17 protein-coding genes are annotated in these 17,795 nt (G+C 56.2%); 5 read left to right on the top strand and 12 right to left on the bottom strand.

Annotated elements, in window-relative coordinates:
- Window position 1 precedes the first annotated feature (1 nt).
- The gene (gene lepB / locus B5E84_RS15050) at window positions 2–568 is read left to right on the top strand and encodes a signal peptidase I (protein ID WP_087224207.1); all 567 of its coding nucleotides are present in this window, start codon (window positions 2–4) and stop codon (window positions 566–568) included.
- Window positions 569–740: 172 nt separating this feature from the next.
- Here the strand turns inward: lepB and B5E84_RS15045 are convergent, their stop codons facing one another.
- From B5E84_RS15045 to B5E84_RS15005, 9 genes are all read right to left on the bottom strand, one after another.
- On the bottom strand, window positions 741–1,688 hold the full coding sequence (locus B5E84_RS15045) for a LysR family transcriptional regulator (RefSeq protein WP_162612872.1): 948 nt from the start codon (window positions 1,686–1,688) through the stop codon (window positions 741–743).
- 76 nt (window positions 1,689–1,764) lie between these two features.
- A complete protein-coding gene (locus B5E84_RS15040; RefSeq protein ID WP_087224203.1) occupies window positions 1,765–2,574 on the bottom strand; it encodes an alpha/beta fold hydrolase in 810 nt (269 codons plus the stop codon).
- A gap of 1 nt (window position 2,575) precedes the next feature.
- Complete coding sequence (locus B5E84_RS15035; protein WP_087224201.1) at window positions 2,576–3,445, bottom strand: DUF6282 family protein; 870 nt, start codon at window positions 3,443–3,445, stop codon at window positions 2,576–2,578.
- 13 nt (window positions 3,446–3,458) lie between these two features.
- The gene (locus tag B5E84_RS15030) at window positions 3,459–4,748 is read right to left on the bottom strand and encodes a TRAP transporter large permease (RefSeq protein ID WP_087224199.1); all 1,290 of its coding nucleotides are present in this window, start codon (window positions 4,746–4,748) and stop codon (window positions 3,459–3,461) included.
- Window positions 4,745–5,242 carry a TRAP transporter small permease gene (locus B5E84_RS15025; protein ID WP_087224197.1) on the bottom strand — a complete coding sequence of 166 codons (498 nt, stop codon included), beginning with the start codon at window positions 5,240–5,242 and terminating at the stop codon, window positions 4,745–4,747. Before B5E84_RS15025 ends, B5E84_RS15030 begins: the two co-directional genes overlap by 4 nt.
- A 58-nt stretch (window positions 5,243–5,300) precedes the next feature.
- Complete coding sequence (locus B5E84_RS15020; RefSeq protein WP_087224195.1) at window positions 5,301–6,377, bottom strand: TRAP transporter substrate-binding protein; 1,077 nt, start codon at window positions 6,375–6,377, stop codon at window positions 5,301–5,303.
- Between the two features lie 699 nt (window positions 6,378–7,076).
- Window positions 7,077–7,520 carry a ribose 5-phosphate isomerase B gene (gene rpiB, locus B5E84_RS15015; RefSeq protein WP_087224193.1) on the bottom strand — a complete coding sequence of 148 codons (444 nt, stop codon included), beginning with the start codon at window positions 7,518–7,520 and terminating at the stop codon, window positions 7,077–7,079.
- A gap of 48 nt (window positions 7,521–7,568) precedes the next feature.
- Window positions 7,569–8,687 carry a chorismate synthase gene (aroC, locus tag B5E84_RS15010; protein ID WP_087224191.1) on the bottom strand — a complete coding sequence of 373 codons (1,119 nt, stop codon included), beginning with the start codon at window positions 8,685–8,687 and terminating at the stop codon, window positions 7,569–7,571.
- Between the two features lie 78 nt (window positions 8,688–8,765).
- Window positions 8,766–9,821, bottom strand: a complete 1,056-nt coding sequence (locus B5E84_RS15005; RefSeq protein WP_087224189.1) for a lactonase family protein — start codon at window positions 9,819–9,821, stop codon at window positions 8,766–8,768.
- Window positions 9,822–10,154: 333 nt separating this feature from the next.
- On the opposite strand from B5E84_RS15005, the gene B5E84_RS15000 reads away from it, so the two are divergent.
- The 4 genes from B5E84_RS15000 to B5E84_RS14985 are packed head-to-tail and all read left to right on the top strand — an operon-like array spanning window position 10,155 to window position 14,529.
- Window positions 10,155–10,688, top strand: coding sequence for a helix-turn-helix domain-containing protein (locus tag B5E84_RS15000; protein WP_087224187.1), 534 nt, complete (start codon window positions 10,155–10,157; stop codon window positions 10,686–10,688).
- A gap of 28 nt (window positions 10,689–10,716) precedes the next feature.
- The gene (locus tag B5E84_RS14995; RefSeq protein WP_087224185.1) at window positions 10,717–11,793 is read left to right on the top strand and encodes an ABC transporter ATP-binding protein; all 1,077 of its coding nucleotides are present in this window, start codon (window positions 10,717–10,719) and stop codon (window positions 11,791–11,793) included.
- The gene (locus B5E84_RS14990) at window positions 11,786–12,607 is read left to right on the top strand and encodes an ABC transporter permease (RefSeq protein WP_087224183.1); all 822 of its coding nucleotides are present in this window, start codon (window positions 11,786–11,788) and stop codon (window positions 12,605–12,607) included. Before B5E84_RS14995 ends, B5E84_RS14990 begins: the two co-directional genes overlap by 8 nt.
- On the top strand, window positions 12,607–14,529 hold the full coding sequence (locus B5E84_RS14985; RefSeq protein ID WP_087224181.1) for an extracellular solute-binding protein: 1,923 nt from the start codon (window positions 12,607–12,609) through the stop codon (window positions 14,527–14,529). The genes B5E84_RS14990 and B5E84_RS14985 overlap by 1 nt, the downstream gene beginning before the upstream one ends.
- Before the next feature lie 236 nt (window positions 14,530–14,765).
- On the opposite strand, the gene bioA is transcribed toward B5E84_RS14985, so the two are convergent.
- From bioA to bioB, 3 genes are read right to left on the bottom strand one after another with little or no spacing between them, the layout of a single operon-like run.
- A complete protein-coding gene (gene bioA, locus B5E84_RS14980) occupies window positions 14,766–15,968 on the bottom strand; it encodes an adenosylmethionine--8-amino-7-oxononanoate transaminase (RefSeq protein WP_087224179.1) in 1,203 nt (400 codons plus the stop codon).
- Window positions 15,969–15,972: 4 nt separating this feature from the next.
- On the bottom strand, window positions 15,973–16,671 hold the full coding sequence (gene bioD / locus B5E84_RS14975) for a dethiobiotin synthase (RefSeq protein ID WP_087224177.1): 699 nt from the start codon (window positions 16,669–16,671) through the stop codon (window positions 15,973–15,975).
- Complete coding sequence (gene bioB / locus B5E84_RS14970; RefSeq protein ID WP_087224175.1) at window positions 16,664–17,626, bottom strand: biotin synthase BioB; 963 nt, start codon at window positions 17,624–17,626, stop codon at window positions 16,664–16,666. Before bioB ends, bioD begins: the two co-directional genes overlap by 8 nt.
- Between the last annotated feature and the right edge of the window lie 169 nt (window positions 17,627–17,795).

The following is a 17,795-nucleotide window of genomic DNA, read 5'->3' as shown; positions in this document are numbered from 1 at the left end:
CATGAACAACACACAGGAACCCCAGGAGAAGGAACCATTTTCCCTGAAAAAAGAAATTATCAGCTGGATCTGGATCATCGCCGTCGCGGCACTGATCGCATTTTTTCTGAATACATTTATCATTGCCAACAGCAAGGTGCCCAGCGGCTCCATGGAAAACACCATTATGACCGGCGACCGGGTCATCGGCTCCCGCTTATCCTACAAAATGCACGACCCGGAGCGGGGGGACATCGCCATTTTCCACTTCCCCGACGACATCACCGGCAAGACCCTCTACGTGAAACGGATCATCGGGCTGCCGGGGGATACGGTGGACATCAAGGACTGCCAGGTTTATGTAAATGGCGAGCCTCTGGACGAGCCCTACATCCGGGAACCTATGGCCCCGGAGGAGCCCCTTCATTTTGAGGTGCCGGAGGACAGCTATTTCATGATGGGCGATAACCGCAACTGGTCTTCTGACTCCCGATACTGGAACGAGCATTTCGTCACCAGGGACAAGCTGATCGCCAAGGTACTGTTCCGGTATTTCCCGCTTAACAGCATTGCGTGGCTGGATGACTGAGGCCGCGCAGAGTCGATGGATGGGCATTCTCAGGAAATAGGGAAATACATTTAGAATCTTGCATTCGTTTTTTACTGAAATCAAAATCGAAACAAAACCAGGGAGCAATACTGCCTGCGGCTGACGCGGCGGCGCTACTCCCTGGTTTTTTCCATTTATTCTATTTATTTCTTTAATTGCAACTCGCCACATGACGGTTTTCCATATCCGTCAAAAGGCTTTCCCGCAGCATCTGGGCCAGCAAATCCAGCTCTCCAGGCAGAAACGCCTCCGCCCTCGCCATAAGGATGTGGGTCCAGTACACCCCTTCTTCTCCCACAGAGGCGCAGACGCACTGGTCGGAATGACACACGTATTCCCAGGGGGAAAAGGTAAGAGTATTGCAGTTTAAGCAGGAATTGATCACGGTAAACAGGCTGGTGCTGCTCTGAAGAATGTTGATATTCTGCACATTCATGGTATGGAAGATCTGGTCGCTCATCTTGCGGATCTCCCGTTTCCCATCACAGAGGATATAGGTCTCCCCGTGAAGTTCTAGCGGCGTCACCCAGTGCTCACCTTCCTTTTTCTTCCGCAGCTTTCCTGCCAGCGGATGTTTTTTCGGCACCATGAGCATGATTTCCTCCCGAAGAAGGGGGTAAACCCATATATTTCCGTTCATGGAATAATCCTCGTCAATCACCGTGGTGCAGGCCGCGTCCACAATGCCCTGTTTCAAGGCACCCACCAGATTTTTCCGGGAACTGATGGTGTCATTAATCTCCAGATCAAACCCCATATCCCGTCCGTCCAACATGGACATCATCGACGGAATCAGGATGGTCCCTCTCTGATCCCCGATCCCAAAACGGATCCGCCGGCGGCTCAGTCCCTTTAAAACTGTCACTCCCGTATCATATTCCTCCACCAGCCTGCGGATCAAGTCCAGGTATCCCTTTCCTTTCACCGTAGGCCGTACACCGTGAGAAACCCGCTCAAAAATGGCAAATCCCAGCTGCTCCTCATAGCTGTGGAGAAACTGGCTCAGTCCCGGCTGTGACACGTACAGGGAGCGGGCTGCCAGGGAAATGCTGCCCTTCGTCTCTATTTCCAGCAGTGTGCGAAAATCTTTCAGTTCCATTCGGCCAATACTCTCATTCTTTCTATCAATCCACTTGTCCATTATAGCGCACCGGGCCATGAAACACAATTTGATGTTATTGGATAATGGACATTTTCCCTGTTTCCGCGTGCAGCACATCCATGGCCGCCGGATCCTCCACCAGACCGACACGGTCCAGGAAATACAAAAGCTTTTCCAGATATTCTCCAGGCAGCTCTACCATCGGCGTGTGACCGCAGTCCATCCAGAACAGCTCCGCTCCGGAGATCCCGTCTGCCAGAATCTGGGCGTGAATTTTAGAACGGCTCTGATCCTTCAGTCCGTGGAGAATCTGTACCGGACAGGTAATCTCATTTAACCGGTCTCTGAAATCGCTCTCCCGCACGGAATGAGCCGCCTGACAGACCGTGTCCTTTTTCAATGCCATGGCGTAATCCTCCAGCTGCTGGTACATCCCCTGGGAAATAGGTCTGGCATAGCACCTGGCGCTGAACTCCCGAAACAGCTCCCGATCCGGCCAGTCCTTTTCCAGCTTTCTGGGAAAGTCCGGATCTCCGTGCCCAATGGCGCAGGCCCCTGTATCCGCCACCATAATTCCCTTCACCAGCTCCTCCTCGTCGTCGATGGCCGCCGCTAGGCTCACCACACCGCCCCAGGAATATCCGGCCAGCACCGTGGGCCCCAGCTGCAGCTCGCGAATCAGAGCCAGCACCTTTTTCCCCACGGTTTCCACCTCCCATGGTCCGTCAGAATTATTCCAGTCAATGATGGCGGACTGACAGGGCAGATAATTTGCCAGACCGGCAAACACATTGGGGGAGGTCATCGCTCCCGGGATAAACAGTACGGACGGCAGACCGCTGTGCAGGTTCCCCACATAATTTAATATCGCCTTTTCTCTCATCTCAATCTTCCTGTTCTTTCTCTTTTAATCCAAGCAAGCTGGCCGGAAGGCTTTTCGCCATATAATCAATGTCCTCCACCGGCACTCCGTGATCGGCGAAATACTGCATATAAGCGCGCAGCGCCTCCTCCCACCGCGGATTGGCCAGTTGGCCGCCATCTGTGGAAATGATCATATGCTCCCGCCCCAGTCTCCGGTATGCCTCCAGGTTCTCCGGCAGGTTGACATGGAAACTGCCGTCCGGCATGGGCTGAGCATAGTACCGTCCCATATACACGCCGTAATCTCGTACCAGGCGCTCCTGTTCCTCTAAGGTCATGGCTGTCACCCAGTATTCCGGGTGATCCACCAGGATCCGGTCAATCCCCATGGACTTTGCCGTGTCGATCACCGCCAGGCTCTCCTCCGCGTTCAAGTGGCCCGTTCCCAGGACCGCCCCGTACTCTTTGATCACCCGGAGTACCTCCTTGGTGGCCTCATTTACCCGGCCCAGCTCCACGCAGGCGATCCCGTCGTGAAATCCTTTCAGCTCCCGCTCGTTTCTGGAGTCCGTGGTGGGCAGCCAGACGATTTTTGCCCCCAGTTTCAGGGCCGTCTCCACCGCCGCCGTATTTAAGCCCCCTATGGGGCGGTTTAACACCACGCTGCCGTACATGACTGTATCGGATTCCGGATAGAGTCTGCGCCGCATCTCATTGCACAGCTCCGCGCGGGCCGCCGTCATTCCGTAATGCCACTTTACTACAATGGCCCGCGCTCCCACCCGCACCCCCGCCTCCATCAGCTCCATATCGGAGTAGGAACGGGGATACAGGTCCGGTTTGGCGTGGACGTGGACCTCCACCACGCCCTTCAGAGAAATTTCCTTCATAGGCTTGTTCCTCCTATATGATAGCCGGCAAAATCAAAGAAATCTGCGGGATGTAGGCGATGAGGAAAATGGTAATAACCACCGCAATCAAATAGGGCCACACGCCTTTTACAATCTCCACAAAGGGCGTCTCACACACCGCTGACGCCGTAAACAGATTCATTCCGAAAGGCGGAGTGGCCAGTCCCACCACCAGCGTGATGCAGAATGTCACTCCCAGATGGATGGGGTCGATCCCCAGCTGTAAACCGATAGGTACTATAATCGGGGCCAGAATTACCACCAGAGACAGCACCTCCATCACACAGCCCGCGATCAAAAGCAGAATGATCATCAGCAGCATAAAGATATACCGGTTGTGCAGGTAGGGGATAATCGCCTGGGTGATGGCCGTGGGAATTCTGGCGGTGCTGAGCAAAAAGGTGAAAATCGCCGCCATGGCCATAATAAACATGACCATTCCCGTGGTGGACACTGTCCTTCTGAGGGAGGACACGATGTCCTTCCATTTCATTTCCCGGTAAATCAGTCCCCACAGCATGGTGTAAAATACAGCTACCACAGCTACCTCCGTAGGAGTGAAGATTCCGGAGTAAATGCCTCCCAGAATGATTACAGGCAGAAACAGGGTGGGAAGGGCCTGAATCACGGAGCTCAGTACCTCCTTGGAGCTGTAGCGGGCCTTTTCCGGCGTATGCCCCAGTTTTTTAATGCGTCCCCGGCTCATCACAGAGTTCGTAAGAATCATGGCACCCGCCAGCATAATTCCCGGCAGCACCGCCGCCATAAACAGATCCGGAACTGCCACACTCATCGTCGAGCCATACACGATCATACAGATACTGGGCGGGATGATGGGCCCCAGAGCGCCTGCCGCCGCCAGCATTCCACCGGCGTCTCCCCGGCTGTACCCCGCGTTTAACAGGGCCGGAAACATGATACATCCGATGGCAGTTACTGTCGCCGGTCCTGAGCCTGTGAGGGCCGCAAACACGGCACAGCACACAATGGTTACCGTTCCCACGCCGCCCACAGAACCGCCCAGCAGCTTTTCCATACAGCTCACCAATCGCTTGGACATTCCGCTGGACTCCATCAGATACCCAGCCAGCGTAAACATGGGAATCGCCAGCATAGTAAAGCTGTCCACCCCGTTTACCGAGCTCTGGGCAACGATTACCATGGGCTTTAAGTCCGTGACCAGCAGAAACAGCATTCCCGACAAGCCGATGGAAAACGCCACCGGCACACCGAAGGCCAGCAGAGCCACCATTACTCCTAAAAGCAGAAACGCCTGTGTCATCCTTCCACCTCCTCTGTGTTTTTGTCCATCATATCACTTAAAATATTGCTCACCGTTCCCACGATCATCCCAAAGCAGCCCACCGGCAGGGAGGCGTATACCACACAGGTGGGAATTCCCAGGGTGGGGGTGTGAGACTTGGCCGACACCTCGATCATGGTGAAACCGTACCGCAGCAGCACCAGACAGCAGATCATCACCAGGATCTCAATAATGAGCTGATGCACCTTTTTCACATTTCCTTTCAGATGGTCGTTTAAAATAGTCACCGTGGCGTGTCCGCCGGTTCTCGTACAGATGCTGGCCCCCAGCATAATCACCCAGATAAAAGCATACCGCGCAAACTCCTCCGTCCCCGCCATGGAGGCTTCCAGAATGTATCTGGTGAACACCTGCAGGGCCAGAGCTATCGTCATTGCCACTAACAGGATTAGGGCCATTCCCTCATATATTTTGTTAATCCATTCACAAATTTTATATATCGCCCGATTCATATAATCCCTCTCCTAACGACATTGTGGGCGCAGACAGCTGCGCCCACGGCAAACTTTCTTATTCGATCGTCTCTGTCAGTGCCTCAATCTTGTCCAGGCGCTCCTGTCCATTAGCCGCGATAAAACTGTCATATACCGGCTGAACCACTTCGCGGAAGGCCGTTTTATCCTCAATCTCGTTGATCTCCAGGCCCTTCTCATCCACCATGGCCTGAAGGAGCCTTTCGTTTAACTCCGGCATCTCCGCCCGCTGGGTATCCCTGGCGTAGGCAGCTGCCTCCTCAAACCATCCCTGCTCCTCCTCACTCAAATTCTCCCACAGAGAGCGGGACACGGTCAGGCTGATGGGGTTGTAAATGTGCTCTGTCAGGCTGACGTATTTGCAGACCTCGTAGGACTTGTAGCTGTACATGGGGCCGATGGGCTGCTCCAATCCGTCGATGGTGCCCTGCTGCAGGCCGGTGTAGCACTCGCTGGATGCCATGGAAACGGGGTTGGAGCCGAAAGCCGTGAAGGTGGCCAGATATGTCTCATTTCCAGGCACCCGGATCTTCATGGAGGTGAAGTCCGCCGGGGACACGATGGGTTTCTTCGTGTTGATCACGCTGCGGAATCCACCTTCTCCGTAAGCCAGAATTTTTACATCGTACTCATCGTAAAGCTGCTGAATTAAGTCCCCTGTAATCTCCTCATCGTCCATTACCGCATGGGCCTGTTCCTCGCTGGTGAAAATGTAAGGCAGGTCAAAGGCCGCAAACTCCGGAATGCTGGTGCTGTAGCTGAAATTAGAGATAATGGCACAGTCGATGGTGCCCAGTTTCATTCCCTCAATCATGGACGCCTCACTGCCTAACTGGGCGTCGGATAAGATGTCAATCTGGATCTTTCCCCCGGAAAGCTCGCTCATCTTGTCGGCAAAATGCTCCGCCAGCAGCTGGTAAGGATCGTTGGTGCTGGGGTCAATGTGTCCCAGCTGGATCACCAGCTCCGGAGCCGCCCCCGCTGATCCTTCTGCCTCCGCTACCGCACCGTCCGTCTGATCCGCCGCAGCCGTACTGCTGTTTCCTCCCCCCTGGCAGGCCGCCAGTCCCATAACCATCGACACCGCCAGAATACATCCCAATACTTTCTTCATAATCTGTTTCCTTTCTCCTTTTTTCTGAAAATACAGTTACTTTTTACAATATTATAGTAACATTTTGCCAGAAATTCCGCCAATATGAATAATCAATCCCATGATATAAGTACAGGTTATGGCATTCATTTTTGTAATATCACCGGGACCATGCCTGTGTTTTTTACACCAGGAAAATACGCATTCTTTTTCCCTTTTTTGGACAACAACACAACGGGAGACAGCCGTTTCACCTCTCCGGGAAGGATAGACCTGCCGAAAATCCGATTCTCAAAAAAGCGTTTTATAAAGCAAATAGAAGGAGCAGTCTGGCCGTTCCCATTGACGCTCCCAGGCTCCTCCTATCATTTTATATGTAAAAGTGTACTACTCTGTAACGCACACGCGCGCTGAAACGCAGCTGCTTAAACAGCCATATTCTTCCGCGTGGAACACGTAGCTGCCGCACACTTTTGTTTCTTTGTCTTACTGAAACTTACATCCAAATAAAACCAGGGAGCAACACTGCCGCGGCTGACGCGGGCGGCGCTGCTCCCTGGTTTATACACAAAAAACCCCGCCAGCCCCATCGGTCTCCCGCCGATTCCCGCTGCCGGGGTTTTCCTTACAATTTCGTTCTCTTATCTGCCGTCCAGCCATTTCCCATCATGGCCAGGCCCTACTAAGCTTCGCCGTGCATCCACCGCACAACCGCCAATCTCAGCCCTTCTTCTCAATCTCCATCACCATATCCACCCGTCTCTGATGGCGGCCGCCCTCGTACTTGGCGTCCAGCCACTCCTTGACGATCATTTTGGCCATCTCGTCTCCCACCACGCGGGCGCCGAAGGCCAGGACGTTGGAGTTATTGTGCATTCTGGAAAGCTTTGCGGTGTAGGGCTCGCTGCACACGCAGGCGCGGATGCCCTTCACCTTGTTGGCCGCCAGGGAGATTCCCACTCCCGTGCCGCAGATGGCGATGCCTAAGTCCGCCAGGCCGTCCACCACGGCGCGGCCCACCTTTTCCCCGTACACCGGGTAGTCGCAGCTCTCCCTGCTGTCCGTGCCTAAGTTGATCACCTCATAGCCCAGGCTCACCAAATAATCCAAAATAACATTTTTTAAATCCACTGCCGTGTGATCATTTCCGATTGCGATTTTCATAATGTTGTCGTCTCCTTCCTGTCATCTGTGCCAAAGCGGCTTTGCCACTTAATCCTCCGGCTGCGCGCTCACTCCAAAAAAAGCCTGTATCCGATCCAGCCGGGATGTCATGGACTGGAGCAGCAGATCCGCCGCCGTCAGCGCCGCCATGGTTTCCACCACCACCACGGCCCTGGGCACGATCACCGGGTCATGGCGGCCGACGATCTCGATCATGGTCTCCCGCCCGTCCCTCGTCACCGTGTGCTGCGGTTTCGCGATGGATGGGGTCGGCTTAAACGCCGCCCGCAGAAAAATCTCGCTTCCGTCGCTGAGGCCGCCTAAAATGCCGCCTCCGTGGTTGGTGCGTTTCACGGTCCCGTTTCCGTCCGTGTGGAACTCGTCATTGTTCTCCGATCCGCGGCTTAAGGCGGCCCGGAAACCGTCCCCGATCTCCACGCCCTTTACCGCGCCGATGGACATAACCGCCTTCGCCAGATTGGCGTCCAGCTTTTCAAACACCGGCTCGCCCACGCCCGCGGGCATTCCCCAGATCACGCATTCCACCACGCCGCCCACGGAATCCCGCTCGGCCATCCGCCGCTCCAGCAGGCGCTCCGCCTGTTCCGCCGCTGTCCGGTCCGGCATATAGAGGCGGTTCTTCCCCATTTCCTCCCAGGAAAACCGGCTGCGGTCGATGGAAACGTCCCCGATGGCGCTGGTGTACGCCTGCACCCGGATCCCTAAGCTGGCGAGAAACTTCGCCGCGATGGCGCCTGCCGCCACCCGCCCGGCAGTCTCCCGCCCGGAGGAGCGGCCGCCGCCCCGGTAGTCCCGAAATCCGTATTTCATGTCAAAGGTGTAGTCCGCGTGGCCGGGACGGTACACCTCCATAATATTCCCGTAGTCCCTGGAACGCTGGTCCGTGTTCCAGATCATCATGGAGATGGGCGTCCCCGTGGTCCGCCCTTCAAACACTCCCGACAGGATCTCCACCCGGTCGCCTTCCGCCCGCGCCGTGGTGTACCGGCTCTGCCCCGGTTTTCTCCTGTTTAAATACGCCTGAATGTCCTCCTCGCAAAGAGGCAGGCCCGCCGGACAGCCGTCTACCACGGCCCCGATGGCCTTCCCGTGAGACTCCCCCCAGGTGGTCACCTTAAATATGGTTCCAAATTCCGAACCTGCCATTCCCTTTCCTCCGTATCGTTTCTTCTGTATGGTTTTCAAATGGGCCGGGCCGGTTTCCCCGTCCCGGCCCACTGTCTTTTAGCGCACCTTCGCGAACACGCAGCTGTTGGGCTCGTCCACGTGGATGGAGCGGCTGCTCATCACCAGAAGGCCCTTCTCATAGTCTACCCGGAAGAAGGAAATATTTCCGCCGTGGTTGATGGAGGCGATGTGGCTGCTGTCCGGGAACACGGCGATGTCCTTGGGATAATCTCCGCTCACCGGCAGGCAGCAGATAAACTCTAAAAGGCCGGTCTCCGTGTCGCGGTTGTAGACGCTGATGCTGTTGTCACCGGCGTTGCTGCAGTAGAGATGGGTCTCGTCCGGGGAGAACCGCATAGCGCAGGCCGCCGTCAGCTGGCTCATCTTCTTCGGGCCGGTGGTGGGGATGGTCTGGATCTTCTCAATCTTCGGCACCTTGTCCCCCGTCTCGTAGGTAAACACGTCGATCACGTTCTTCTGCTCATACAGCAGATAAATAAATTTCCCGTCAGCGCTGAACCGGAAACACTTGGGAGCGGACTCCTGGTCACAGCGGATGGCATCCACCAGGGCCAGCCGCTCGTCCTTCTCGTTAAAGCGGTAGATCTTTACCTGATCAATGCCGGAGTCAGCCATCATCACAAACTTATTGTCCGGGGTCCTTCTGGTACAGGTGATGTGGGGACGGAACGTCCGCTCCGCCACAGTCCCCAGACCTTTGTGGAACACGCCGTCCACGATCTCGCCCACGGAACCGTCCTTGTTGAGCCTGAGCACCGTGGATTTGCCGTCGTGGAATCCGGAAACGAATATGTACTTGTCCTTCGCGTCCGTGGACAGATGGCAACCTCTCATCCCCTTAATGGGAGCCGTGTTCAGCCGGGCCAGGCTGCCGTTTTCCAGAATCCGGAAGGAAACCACGCCCTCGTCCGCGATGGAATAGAGGGTCTTTCCGCTGTTGGACGCCACCAGATAGGAGGCGTTGTTGACCTCCTCCTCGCATCTGGGGATAAACAGCCCCTTCTCCACATCCACATCAAAAACCGTAATGCCTTTTGCCTTTCCCGTATACGAATAGGAACCGACATAAGCCATGTATTTACTGCCTTTCATCCTGTCAATCCTCCTGTTTTCTCCTTCGGAAACACCGAGTCTTATTAGCTATCATTATCCCCTTTTTCCCTACCGTTGTCAATGTTTACTGACTGGAAAATGAAATAGAAATGTTCCTGTTGACACACGGTGCCGTTGCTGTATAATGAATGGTGCTGTTTGTTTATTATTACTGAACTTTTTATTTAACAATACTGTTACCTGCCACGGCGGACCGCCGGATGCAGGCTGCGGCCTGCCGCAGAACGCGGCCAAGCACGGTGAGAACGCGGCCAGACGCCGCGAAACACCACAAACCGCCGCGCGGAGGCGGGAAAGAAAAGGAGGAAGGAAATGTCCATCGGAAACAGGCTGAAAGAGCTGCGCGTCCTGAAGGGGCTGACCCAGGAGGAGTTAGCTGACCGGGCGGAGCTTTCCAAAGGTTTTATCTCCCAGGTGGAGCGGGATTTGACCTCCCCGTCCATCGCCACTCTCACGGACATTCTCCAGTGCCTGGGAACCAGCCTCAGCGAATTTTTCAGCGAGGAGCCGGAGGAACCCATCGTATTTGGCCGGCAGGACTATTTTGAAAAATATGACGCAGAATTAAAGAATGAGATCCAATGGATCGTTCCCAGCTCCCGGAAAAACAGGATGGAACCCATTTTGCTGACCCTTAAGGCCGGCGGCTCCACCAGCCCGGAGGATCCCCACGAGGGGGAGGAGTTCGGCTACGTGCTCCACGGCTCTGTGACCGTCCATCTGGGAAACCGGGCCTGCAAGGCAAAAAAAGGCGAATCCTTCTATTTTACCGCAGGCAAAAACCACTATCTCAGCAGCAAGGCGGGAGCAGTCATCCTCTGGGTCAGCTCGCCGCCCAGCTTTTAAGAAGTTTACATTCAGGAGGAAATTGATTATGGCACATCCCCTTATCGACCTGGTCCATATTTCCAAGGCCTACGACGGCGCCACGGTGCTGGACGATTTAAGCCTCTCCGTAAAGGAGAATACCTTCGTCACCCTCTTAGGGCCTTCCGGCTGCGGAAAGACCACCACTTTGCGCATCATCGGCGGCTTTGAGCGGCCGGACGCGGGAACGGTGATTTTCGATGGCCAGGACATTACCAGCCTGCCGCCCAATAAGCGGCAGCTAAACACCGTGTTTCAGAAATACGCCCTGTTCACCCACATGACCATCGCGGAGAACATCGCCTTCGGCTTAAAGATCAAAAACAAGCCCAAGTCCTACATCGACGACAAGATCAAATACGCCTTAAAGCTGGTGAACCTAGACGGCTTTGAAAACCGCAGCGTGGCCTCCCTCTCCGGCGGCCAGCAGCAGCGGATCGCCATCGCCAGAGCCATTGTAAACGAGCCCCGGGTGCTGCTTTTAGACGAGCCTTTAGGCGCCCTGGATCTAAAGCTGCGCCAGGATATGCAGTACGAGCTGATCCGGCTGAAAAACGAGCTGGGCATTACCTTTATCTACGTGACCCACGACCAGGAGGAGGCCCTCACCATGTCCGATACCATCGTGGTCATGAACCAGGGCTACATCCAGCAGATGGGTTCCCCGGAGCAGATCTACAATGAGCCGGAGAACGCCTTCGTGGCGGATTTCATTGGCGAGAGCAACATCGTCCCCGGCGTCATGCTCCGGGACGAGCTGGTGGAGATCTTCGGCGCCAAATTCCCCTGCGTGGACAAGGGTTTCGGCGTCAACCGGCCGGTGGACGTGGTGATCCGCCCGGAGGACATCGACCTGGTGGAGCCGGAAAAGGGCACCCTCACCGGCGTCTGCACCCACCTGATTTTCAAGGGCGTCCACTACGAGATGGAGGTGACCACCCCCGACGGCTTTGAGTGGCTGGTCCACTCCACGGACCTCTGCCCTGTGGGAAAAACCGTGGGCATCCACGTGGATCCCTTTGACATCCAGATCATGAACAAGCCGGAATCGGAGGACGAGGAGGCCGTGGGAGTCAATGAATAAGAAAGCGACAAAATGGCTGGCCGGGCCATATATCCTCTGGATGATCGGTTTTACGGTCATCCCCCTGGCCATGATTTTCCTCTACGGCCTCACCGCCGCCGACGGCTCCTTTACCCTGGAAAATGTGGCTGCCATCGCCACCCCGGAGCACCGGAAATCCTTATTTCTGGCCCTGGGGCTGTCCCTTGCCAGCACGGTGATCTGCCTGGTGATGGCCTATCCCCTGGCCATGATCCTGCGCCGCCGGAACGTGGGCCGGGGCAGCTTTATCCTGTTTATTTTCATCCTTCCCATGTGGATGAATTTCCTGCTTCGCACCATGGCGTGGCAGACCCTTTTGGAGAAAAACGGGGTGATCAACGGCATCCTCACGGCCCTGCACCTGCCGTCCATCGCCGTGATCAACACCCCCTGGGCCATCATCCTGGGCATGGTCTACAACTTCCTGCCCTTCATGGTTCTGCCCATTTACAACGTCCTGGTAAAGATTGACGACGATGTGATCAATGCCGCCAAGGACCTGGGGGCAAACGATTTTCAGACCATCACCAAAATCCTGCTGCCCTTAAGCGTCCCCGGCATCATCAGCGGCATCAACATGGTGTTCGTGCCGGCCCTGACCACCTTCGTGATCTCAAACCTGTTAGGCGGCAGCAAGATCCTGCTCATCGGAAACGTCATCGAGCAGGAGTTTACCAGAGGAAGCAACTGGCACTTAGGCTCCGGCCTGTCCCTGGTGCTCATGGCCTTCATCCTGGTGAGCATGGCCTTCATGGCCAAATATGACAAAGACGGGGAGGGAACTGCATTCTGATGAACCGCGCGAAACTGAAACGGCTGATCCAGGATTTTTACCTGGTATTTGTCCTCATATTTTTATACGCCCCCATCCTCACCATGATGGTGCTGTCCTTCAACACCTCAAAATCCAGGACGGACTGGGGCGGTTTCACCCTGGACTGGTACGTGCAGATGTTCCAGAGCTCCACCATCATGGACGCCCTCTACAACACTCTGCTGATCGCCTTTATCGCCGCCCTGGTCTCCACTGTGCTCGGCACCGTGGCCGCCATCGGCATCAACAGCATGGGGCGCCTGCCAAAGACCATCACCATGGGAGTGAACAACATCCCCATGTTAAACTCGGAGATCGTCACCGGCATCTCCCTGATGCTGGCCTTTTTGGCCTTCGGCATTTCCCTGGGCTTTAAAACCATCCTGCTCTCCCACATCACCTTCTGCATCCCCTACGTGATCTTAAGCGTGATGCCCAGGCTGAAGCAGACCAGCCGCTACACTTACGAGGCGGCCATGGATCTGGGAGCCGGGCCGGTGCAGGCCTTTTTCCTGGTGGTGCTGCCGGATATTATGCCAGGCGTCCTCTCCGGGTTTCTGCTGGCCTTTACCATGTCCTTAGACGACTTTATCATCACCCACTTTACCAGAGGCGCCGGCATCAACACCCTGTCCACCCTGATTTACAGCGAGGTGCGCCGGGGCATCAAGCCGTCCATGTACGCCCTGTCCACGGTGATTTTCTTAACGGTGCTGGCCCTGCTTTTGATCACCAATTTCTCCCCGGAAGGGCAGGAAGTTTCCAGGGGACTGCCCCCCACCGAGGCGGAAAAGGCAAAGAAACGCCGTCTGGAAACGGCCCGCAAGGCCCTTTTGACGGCGGCCTCCTTCTGCGTGATCCTGGCGGTGTCCTTCACCACCTACCGCCACTTTGCCGCCGCCCGCTCCAATGAGCTCTACGTCTACAACTGGGGCGAGTACATCGACGAAACGGTCATCGAGGAATTTGAAAAGGAAACGGGGATCGACGTGGTCTACGACCTGTTTGAGACCAACGAGGAAATGTATCCGGTCATTGAGGCCGGAGGCGTAGCCTACGACGCGGTCTGCCCCTCCGACTATATGATTCAGAAAATGATTGAAAACGATCTGCTGGCGGAAATTGACTTTGAAAACATCCCCAACATCGACCAGATCGACCCGGAATACCTGGAGCGCTCCAAAGCCTTCGACCCGGAGAACAAATACTCCGTCCCCTACACCTGGGGCACCGTGGGCATCCTCTACAATGACAAGCTGGTAGAGGAGCTGGGCGCTAAGCCGCCGGAGAGCTGGCTGGATTTGTGGGACGAGAAATTCGCCGGGGAAATCCTCATGCAGGACAGTGTCCGGGACGCCTTTATGTGCGCCTTAAAGCCCCTGGGCTACTCCTTAAATTCCACCAATCCGGAGGAGCTGCGCCAGGCCAGAGATCTGCTCATCGCGCAAAAGCCTCTGGTACAGGCCTACGTCATCGACCAGGTGCGGGACAAGATGCTGGGCGGCGAGGCCGCCGTGGGCGTCATCTACTCCGGGGAAATGCTCTATCTCCAGGAGCTGGCGGAGGGCAAGGATTTCCAGCTGGAGTACGTGATCCCCAAAGAGGGCACCAACCTGTGGATTGACTCCTGGGTGATCCCCAAAAACGCCCGCAACAAGGAAAACGCGGAAAAATGGATCAATTTCCTCTGCCGCCCCGACATCGCCCTGCGAAACTTTGAATACATCACCTACGCCACCCCCAACCGGGGCGCCTTTGACCTCCTGGACGAGGAGCTGAAACAGAACAAAGCCCTGTTCCCCGACTGGGATTCCTTAGAAAACGCCGAGGTCTACCAGTACCTGGGCGACGAGGCGGACAGCCTTTACAACGAGCTGTGGAAGGAAGTCAAATCCAAGTGACGGACAGACATCCGGAAATAAAAAAACGAAAAAACTCCTGAAATTTAAAAAAATGCCAGTTCCGCTTTTTATTGGAACTGGCATTTCTTCATTTAACAGGAAACTGGGGTTTCTGTTAAAGGTTTCCTGTTAAATAAGAATGCTCCGCAAGGAAACGCACTCCGCGCAAAGGAATATGGCTGCCGGCGCAGCCGCGCTCCGGCGGGAGTGTGCGCCAATGGCATACTTTTTTATAGTTAGGACGCCGCAAACCACGCCTTCATGGTACTCAGCACCTGTACCAGCTGGTCCTCGGTGATAATGTAGGGCACCATGGCGTAGAGACAGTTTAAAAACGGGCGGGCAAACACCCCTCTCTCGCAGGCAAACTGCTGATACCCCTTTAAACAGGCCCCGTCCTTCACCTCCACGCAGACACAGCCTCCCATGATCCGCACCTCCCGGACCCTTGGATCGGAGAATCCGGCCATCTCCCGCCGGGTGATCTCCTCAATCCGGCGGATTTTCCCCATGTAGTCCTGTTCCTCAAACAGCCGGATGGACTGCAGCGCCGCGGCGCAGGCCAGGGCATTTCCCATAAACGTGGGGCCGTGCATCAGGGCGTGCTCCGGGTTGTCGTCGTAAAAGCCGTCAAACACCCTCTTGTTTGCCGCCGTCACCGCGTGGCCGATGTAACCGCCGGTGAGGGCTTTTCCCAGCACCAGGATGTCCGGCAGCACCAGATCCGCCACAAACCGGTTTCCCGTGCGCCCGAAGCCGGTGGCCACCTCGTCAAAGATCAGAAGAACGCCGTACTGGTCGCAGAGCTCCCTGGCCCGTTTTAAGAAGGAAACGTCGTACATCCGCATTCCTCCCGCCCCCTGCAAAAGAGGCTCCACCAGCAGGCAGTTTAATCGGTGGTGGTACTTCTCAAAAGCCTGCTCCAGGGCCGGAATCTCCGTGGGGATGTGGGCCACGTGGGGGCTGGGGCCGTAGGCGTTCATCACGAAGTGATAATCCTCGTCGTCCCCCACCTCCATGGTCTTAAAGGTGTCCCCGTGGTAAGCGTGCTCTAAGGCCAGCACCATGGTGCGCTCCGTCTCTCCCCGGTTCATGAAATACTGGAGGGCCATCTTTAAAGCCACCTCCACCGCCACACTCCCCGAATCAGAGAAGAAAAAGTAGTCCAGATCCCCCGGCAGGAACTCCTGCAATTTCGCCGACAGCCGCTGCACCGGATCGTGGGTCAGCCCGCCTAACATCACGTGGGAAAACTTCTCCACCTGGGAAATGATGGCCCGGTTCATTTCCGGGTGCTTATAGCCGTGGATCATGCTCCACCAGGAGGAGACGGAATCAATCATATCCCCTTCCGCCGTGTGCAGCCAGACGCCCTCCGCGTCCAGGACCTTGTACGGCTCCTTCATGGTTTTCATCTGCTCATATGGATACCAGATCATTTCTCTATTCCTCCGTCATTTCATCGTAAAGGGCCTTCAGGTTCTCCGCCGAAAGCCTTAAATCCCGGTCTCCCTCCTGGACGCAGGCCACCACCGGCACTCCCGTCAGGCGCTCGCACATCGCCAGGTTATCCTCGTGCATCACGTCCCCCGGCTGAAACCGGTTGAAAATGATTCCCTTCAAGGGAATACCCTTTTCCTTCATGTAAAAAGCCGTCAGCCCCACGTAATTGATGGTGCCCAGGCCGGCGTCCGCCACCAGGAGACAGCCGCAGCCGCCCATGCGGATCACGTCCGGCAGCCACAGCTCCTCGTCTCCCATGCGGATGGGGCAGAGAATTCCGCCGGAGCCCTCTAAGGTCACGTAGTCCCAGCGGTTTTTCACCTGGGAAAAGGCCTCCTTCACCTTATTCATGGAGACCGGGCCGCCCTCCAGGCGGGCCGCCAGATGGGGGGAAACGGCATTTTCATAGATGTAAGGGCACATCTCCTCCGGCAGCTGGGAAATGCCGGACATCTCCTTCACAAACATGGCGTCCCCCGGGATCAGCTCTCCCCTCTCATCCCGCTCATTTCCGCTCATGGCCGCCTTAAAATACCCGGCGGACACGCCGCTCTCCCACAGTTTCTTCACGATCAGGCCGGCCACATAGGTCTTTCCCACATCCGTGCCCGTCCCCACTAAAAACAGTCCCTTACTCATACGCCACCTCGTATCCCAGCCCCTTTAAAAGCTCCTTGTCCGTCTCCACAGTGATCCCTGCCGTGGTCAGCATATCCCCGGTGATGGCGGCGTTTGCCCCCGACTGGAAACAGCCCTTTCCCTTGTCCGCCAGAAGGCCGCGGCCTCCCGCCAGGCGGATAAAGGCATCCGGCAGCAGGAACCGGTACACCGCCACGATCCGCCTCATATCATCGGCGGTCAGCGGTTTCTGGCGCTCCAGGGGAGTGCCAGGAATGGGATTTAACAGATTCACCGGCACACTCCCAATCCCCAGCTCCCGCAGGGTGAGGGCCATGTCGATCCGGTCCTCCTTCGTCTCCCCCATTCCCATGATCCCACCGCTGCACACGGTGAGGCCGGCGGCCTGGGCCGCCCGGATGGCCGCCACCTTGTCGTCAAAGGTGTGGGTGGTGCAGATCTCCGGGAAGTGATTCCTGGAGGTCTCCAGGTTGTTGTGCACCCGCGTCACTCCCGCTTCCTTTAATTTCCGGTACTGTTCCTCCCCCAGAAGGCCGAAGGAAATGCAGACGGACAGCCGGCACTCCCTGCGGATCTGCCGCACCGCCTCGCACATCTCGTCCACTTCCCGGTCCGTCAGCCGCTTTCCGGAGGTGACGATGGAGTAGCGCAGCACGCCCTGGGCATCCTCCCGTTTCGCCTGGGCCACGATCTCCTCCGCGGAGAGCAGGGGATACTCCGCCGCCCCGGTGTGATTGTGGGCGGACTGGGCGCAGAACCGGCAGTTCTCCGAGCAGCGGCCGCTCTTTCCGTTTATAATGGTGCAGAGGTCAAAGCGGCCGGCGCAGAAATGCTTTCGGATCCGGTCCGCCTGCTCACACAGCTCCTCCAAGGGCTGCTCCCACAGCCAGAGCGCCTCCTCACGCCCGATCAACCTTCCCTCCATAATCTCCTTCGCAAGCGTTTCAACCGTCATGTTTTCCGTCTCCCTTCCTCAAATCAGCGGAATCCGCCGTCCGTTTCCTCCGCGGCGTTTCCGACAGTTCCCGATGATGGAAGAATAGCACAGCCCGTCCCAAATGTCAACTTATCACAAGTTTTTAGTTTACAATCCATCAACCCATGGACTTTCCCTCTCATTTGCG

This window comes from Lachnoclostridium sp. An14, from assembly GCF_002160755.1.
In the GTDB taxonomy this organism is placed as follows: Bacteria; Bacillota; Clostridia; order Lachnospirales; family Lachnospiraceae; genus Lachnoclostridium_A.
Note: the sequence above shows the minus strand (reverse complement) of the source record. Positions and strands in the feature narration are given on the sequence as shown.

What these genes read in the sequence shown, in the direction of transcription:
- B5E84_RS14995 (WP_087224185.1), top strand. Translation starts at nt 10,717, where the DNA reads ATGGCACATCCCCTTATCGACCTGGTCCATATTTCCAAGGCCTACGAC.
- B5E84_RS15040 (WP_087224203.1), bottom strand. Translation starts at nt 2,574, where the DNA reads ATGAGAGAAAAGGCGATATTAAATTATGTGGGGAACCTGCACAGCGGT.
- bioB (WP_087224175.1), bottom strand. Translation starts at nt 17,626, where the DNA reads ATGACGGTTGAAACGCTTGCGAAGGAGATTATGGAGGGAAGGTTGATC.
- B5E84_RS14990 (WP_087224183.1), top strand. Translation starts at nt 11,786, where the DNA reads ATGAATAAGAAAGCGACAAAATGGCTGGCCGGGCCATATATCCTCTGG.
- B5E84_RS15045 (WP_162612872.1), bottom strand. Translation starts at nt 1,688, where the DNA reads ATGGAACTGAAAGATTTTCGCACACTGCTGGAAATAGAGACGAAGGGC.
- B5E84_RS15035 (WP_087224201.1), bottom strand. Translation starts at nt 3,445, where the DNA reads ATGAAGGAAATTTCTCTGAAGGGCGTGGTGGAGGTCCACGTCCACGCC.
- rpiB (WP_087224193.1), bottom strand. Translation starts at nt 7,520, where the DNA reads ATGAAAATCGCAATCGGAAATGATCACACGGCAGTGGATTTAAAAAAT.
- bioA (WP_087224179.1), bottom strand. Translation starts at nt 15,968, where the DNA reads ATGATCTGGTATCCATATGAGCAGATGAAAACCATGAAGGAGCCGTAC.
- B5E84_RS14985 (WP_087224181.1), top strand. Translation starts at nt 12,607, where the DNA reads ATGAACCGCGCGAAACTGAAACGGCTGATCCAGGATTTTTACCTGGTA.
- B5E84_RS15000 (WP_087224187.1), top strand. Translation starts at nt 10,155, where the DNA reads ATGTCCATCGGAAACAGGCTGAAAGAGCTGCGCGTCCTGAAGGGGCTG.
- B5E84_RS15005 (WP_087224189.1), bottom strand. Translation starts at nt 9,821, where the DNA reads ATGAAAGGCAGTAAATACATGGCTTATGTCGGTTCCTATTCGTATACG.
- aroC (WP_087224191.1), bottom strand. Translation starts at nt 8,687, where the DNA reads ATGGCAGGTTCGGAATTTGGAACCATATTTAAGGTGACCACCTGGGGG.
- B5E84_RS15020 (WP_087224195.1), bottom strand. Translation starts at nt 6,377, where the DNA reads ATGAAGAAAGTATTGGGATGTATTCTGGCGGTGTCGATGGTTATGGGA.
- B5E84_RS15030 (WP_087224199.1), bottom strand. Translation starts at nt 4,748, where the DNA reads ATGACACAGGCGTTTCTGCTTTTAGGAGTAATGGTGGCTCTGCTGGCC.
- B5E84_RS15025 (WP_087224197.1), bottom strand. Translation starts at nt 5,242, where the DNA reads ATGAATCGGGCGATATATAAAATTTGTGAATGGATTAACAAAATATAT.
- bioD (WP_087224177.1), bottom strand. Translation starts at nt 16,671, where the DNA reads ATGAGTAAGGGACTGTTTTTAGTGGGGACGGGCACGGATGTGGGAAAG.
- lepB (WP_087224207.1), top strand. Translation starts at nt 2, where the DNA reads ATGAACAACACACAGGAACCCCAGGAGAAGGAACCATTTTCCCTGAAA.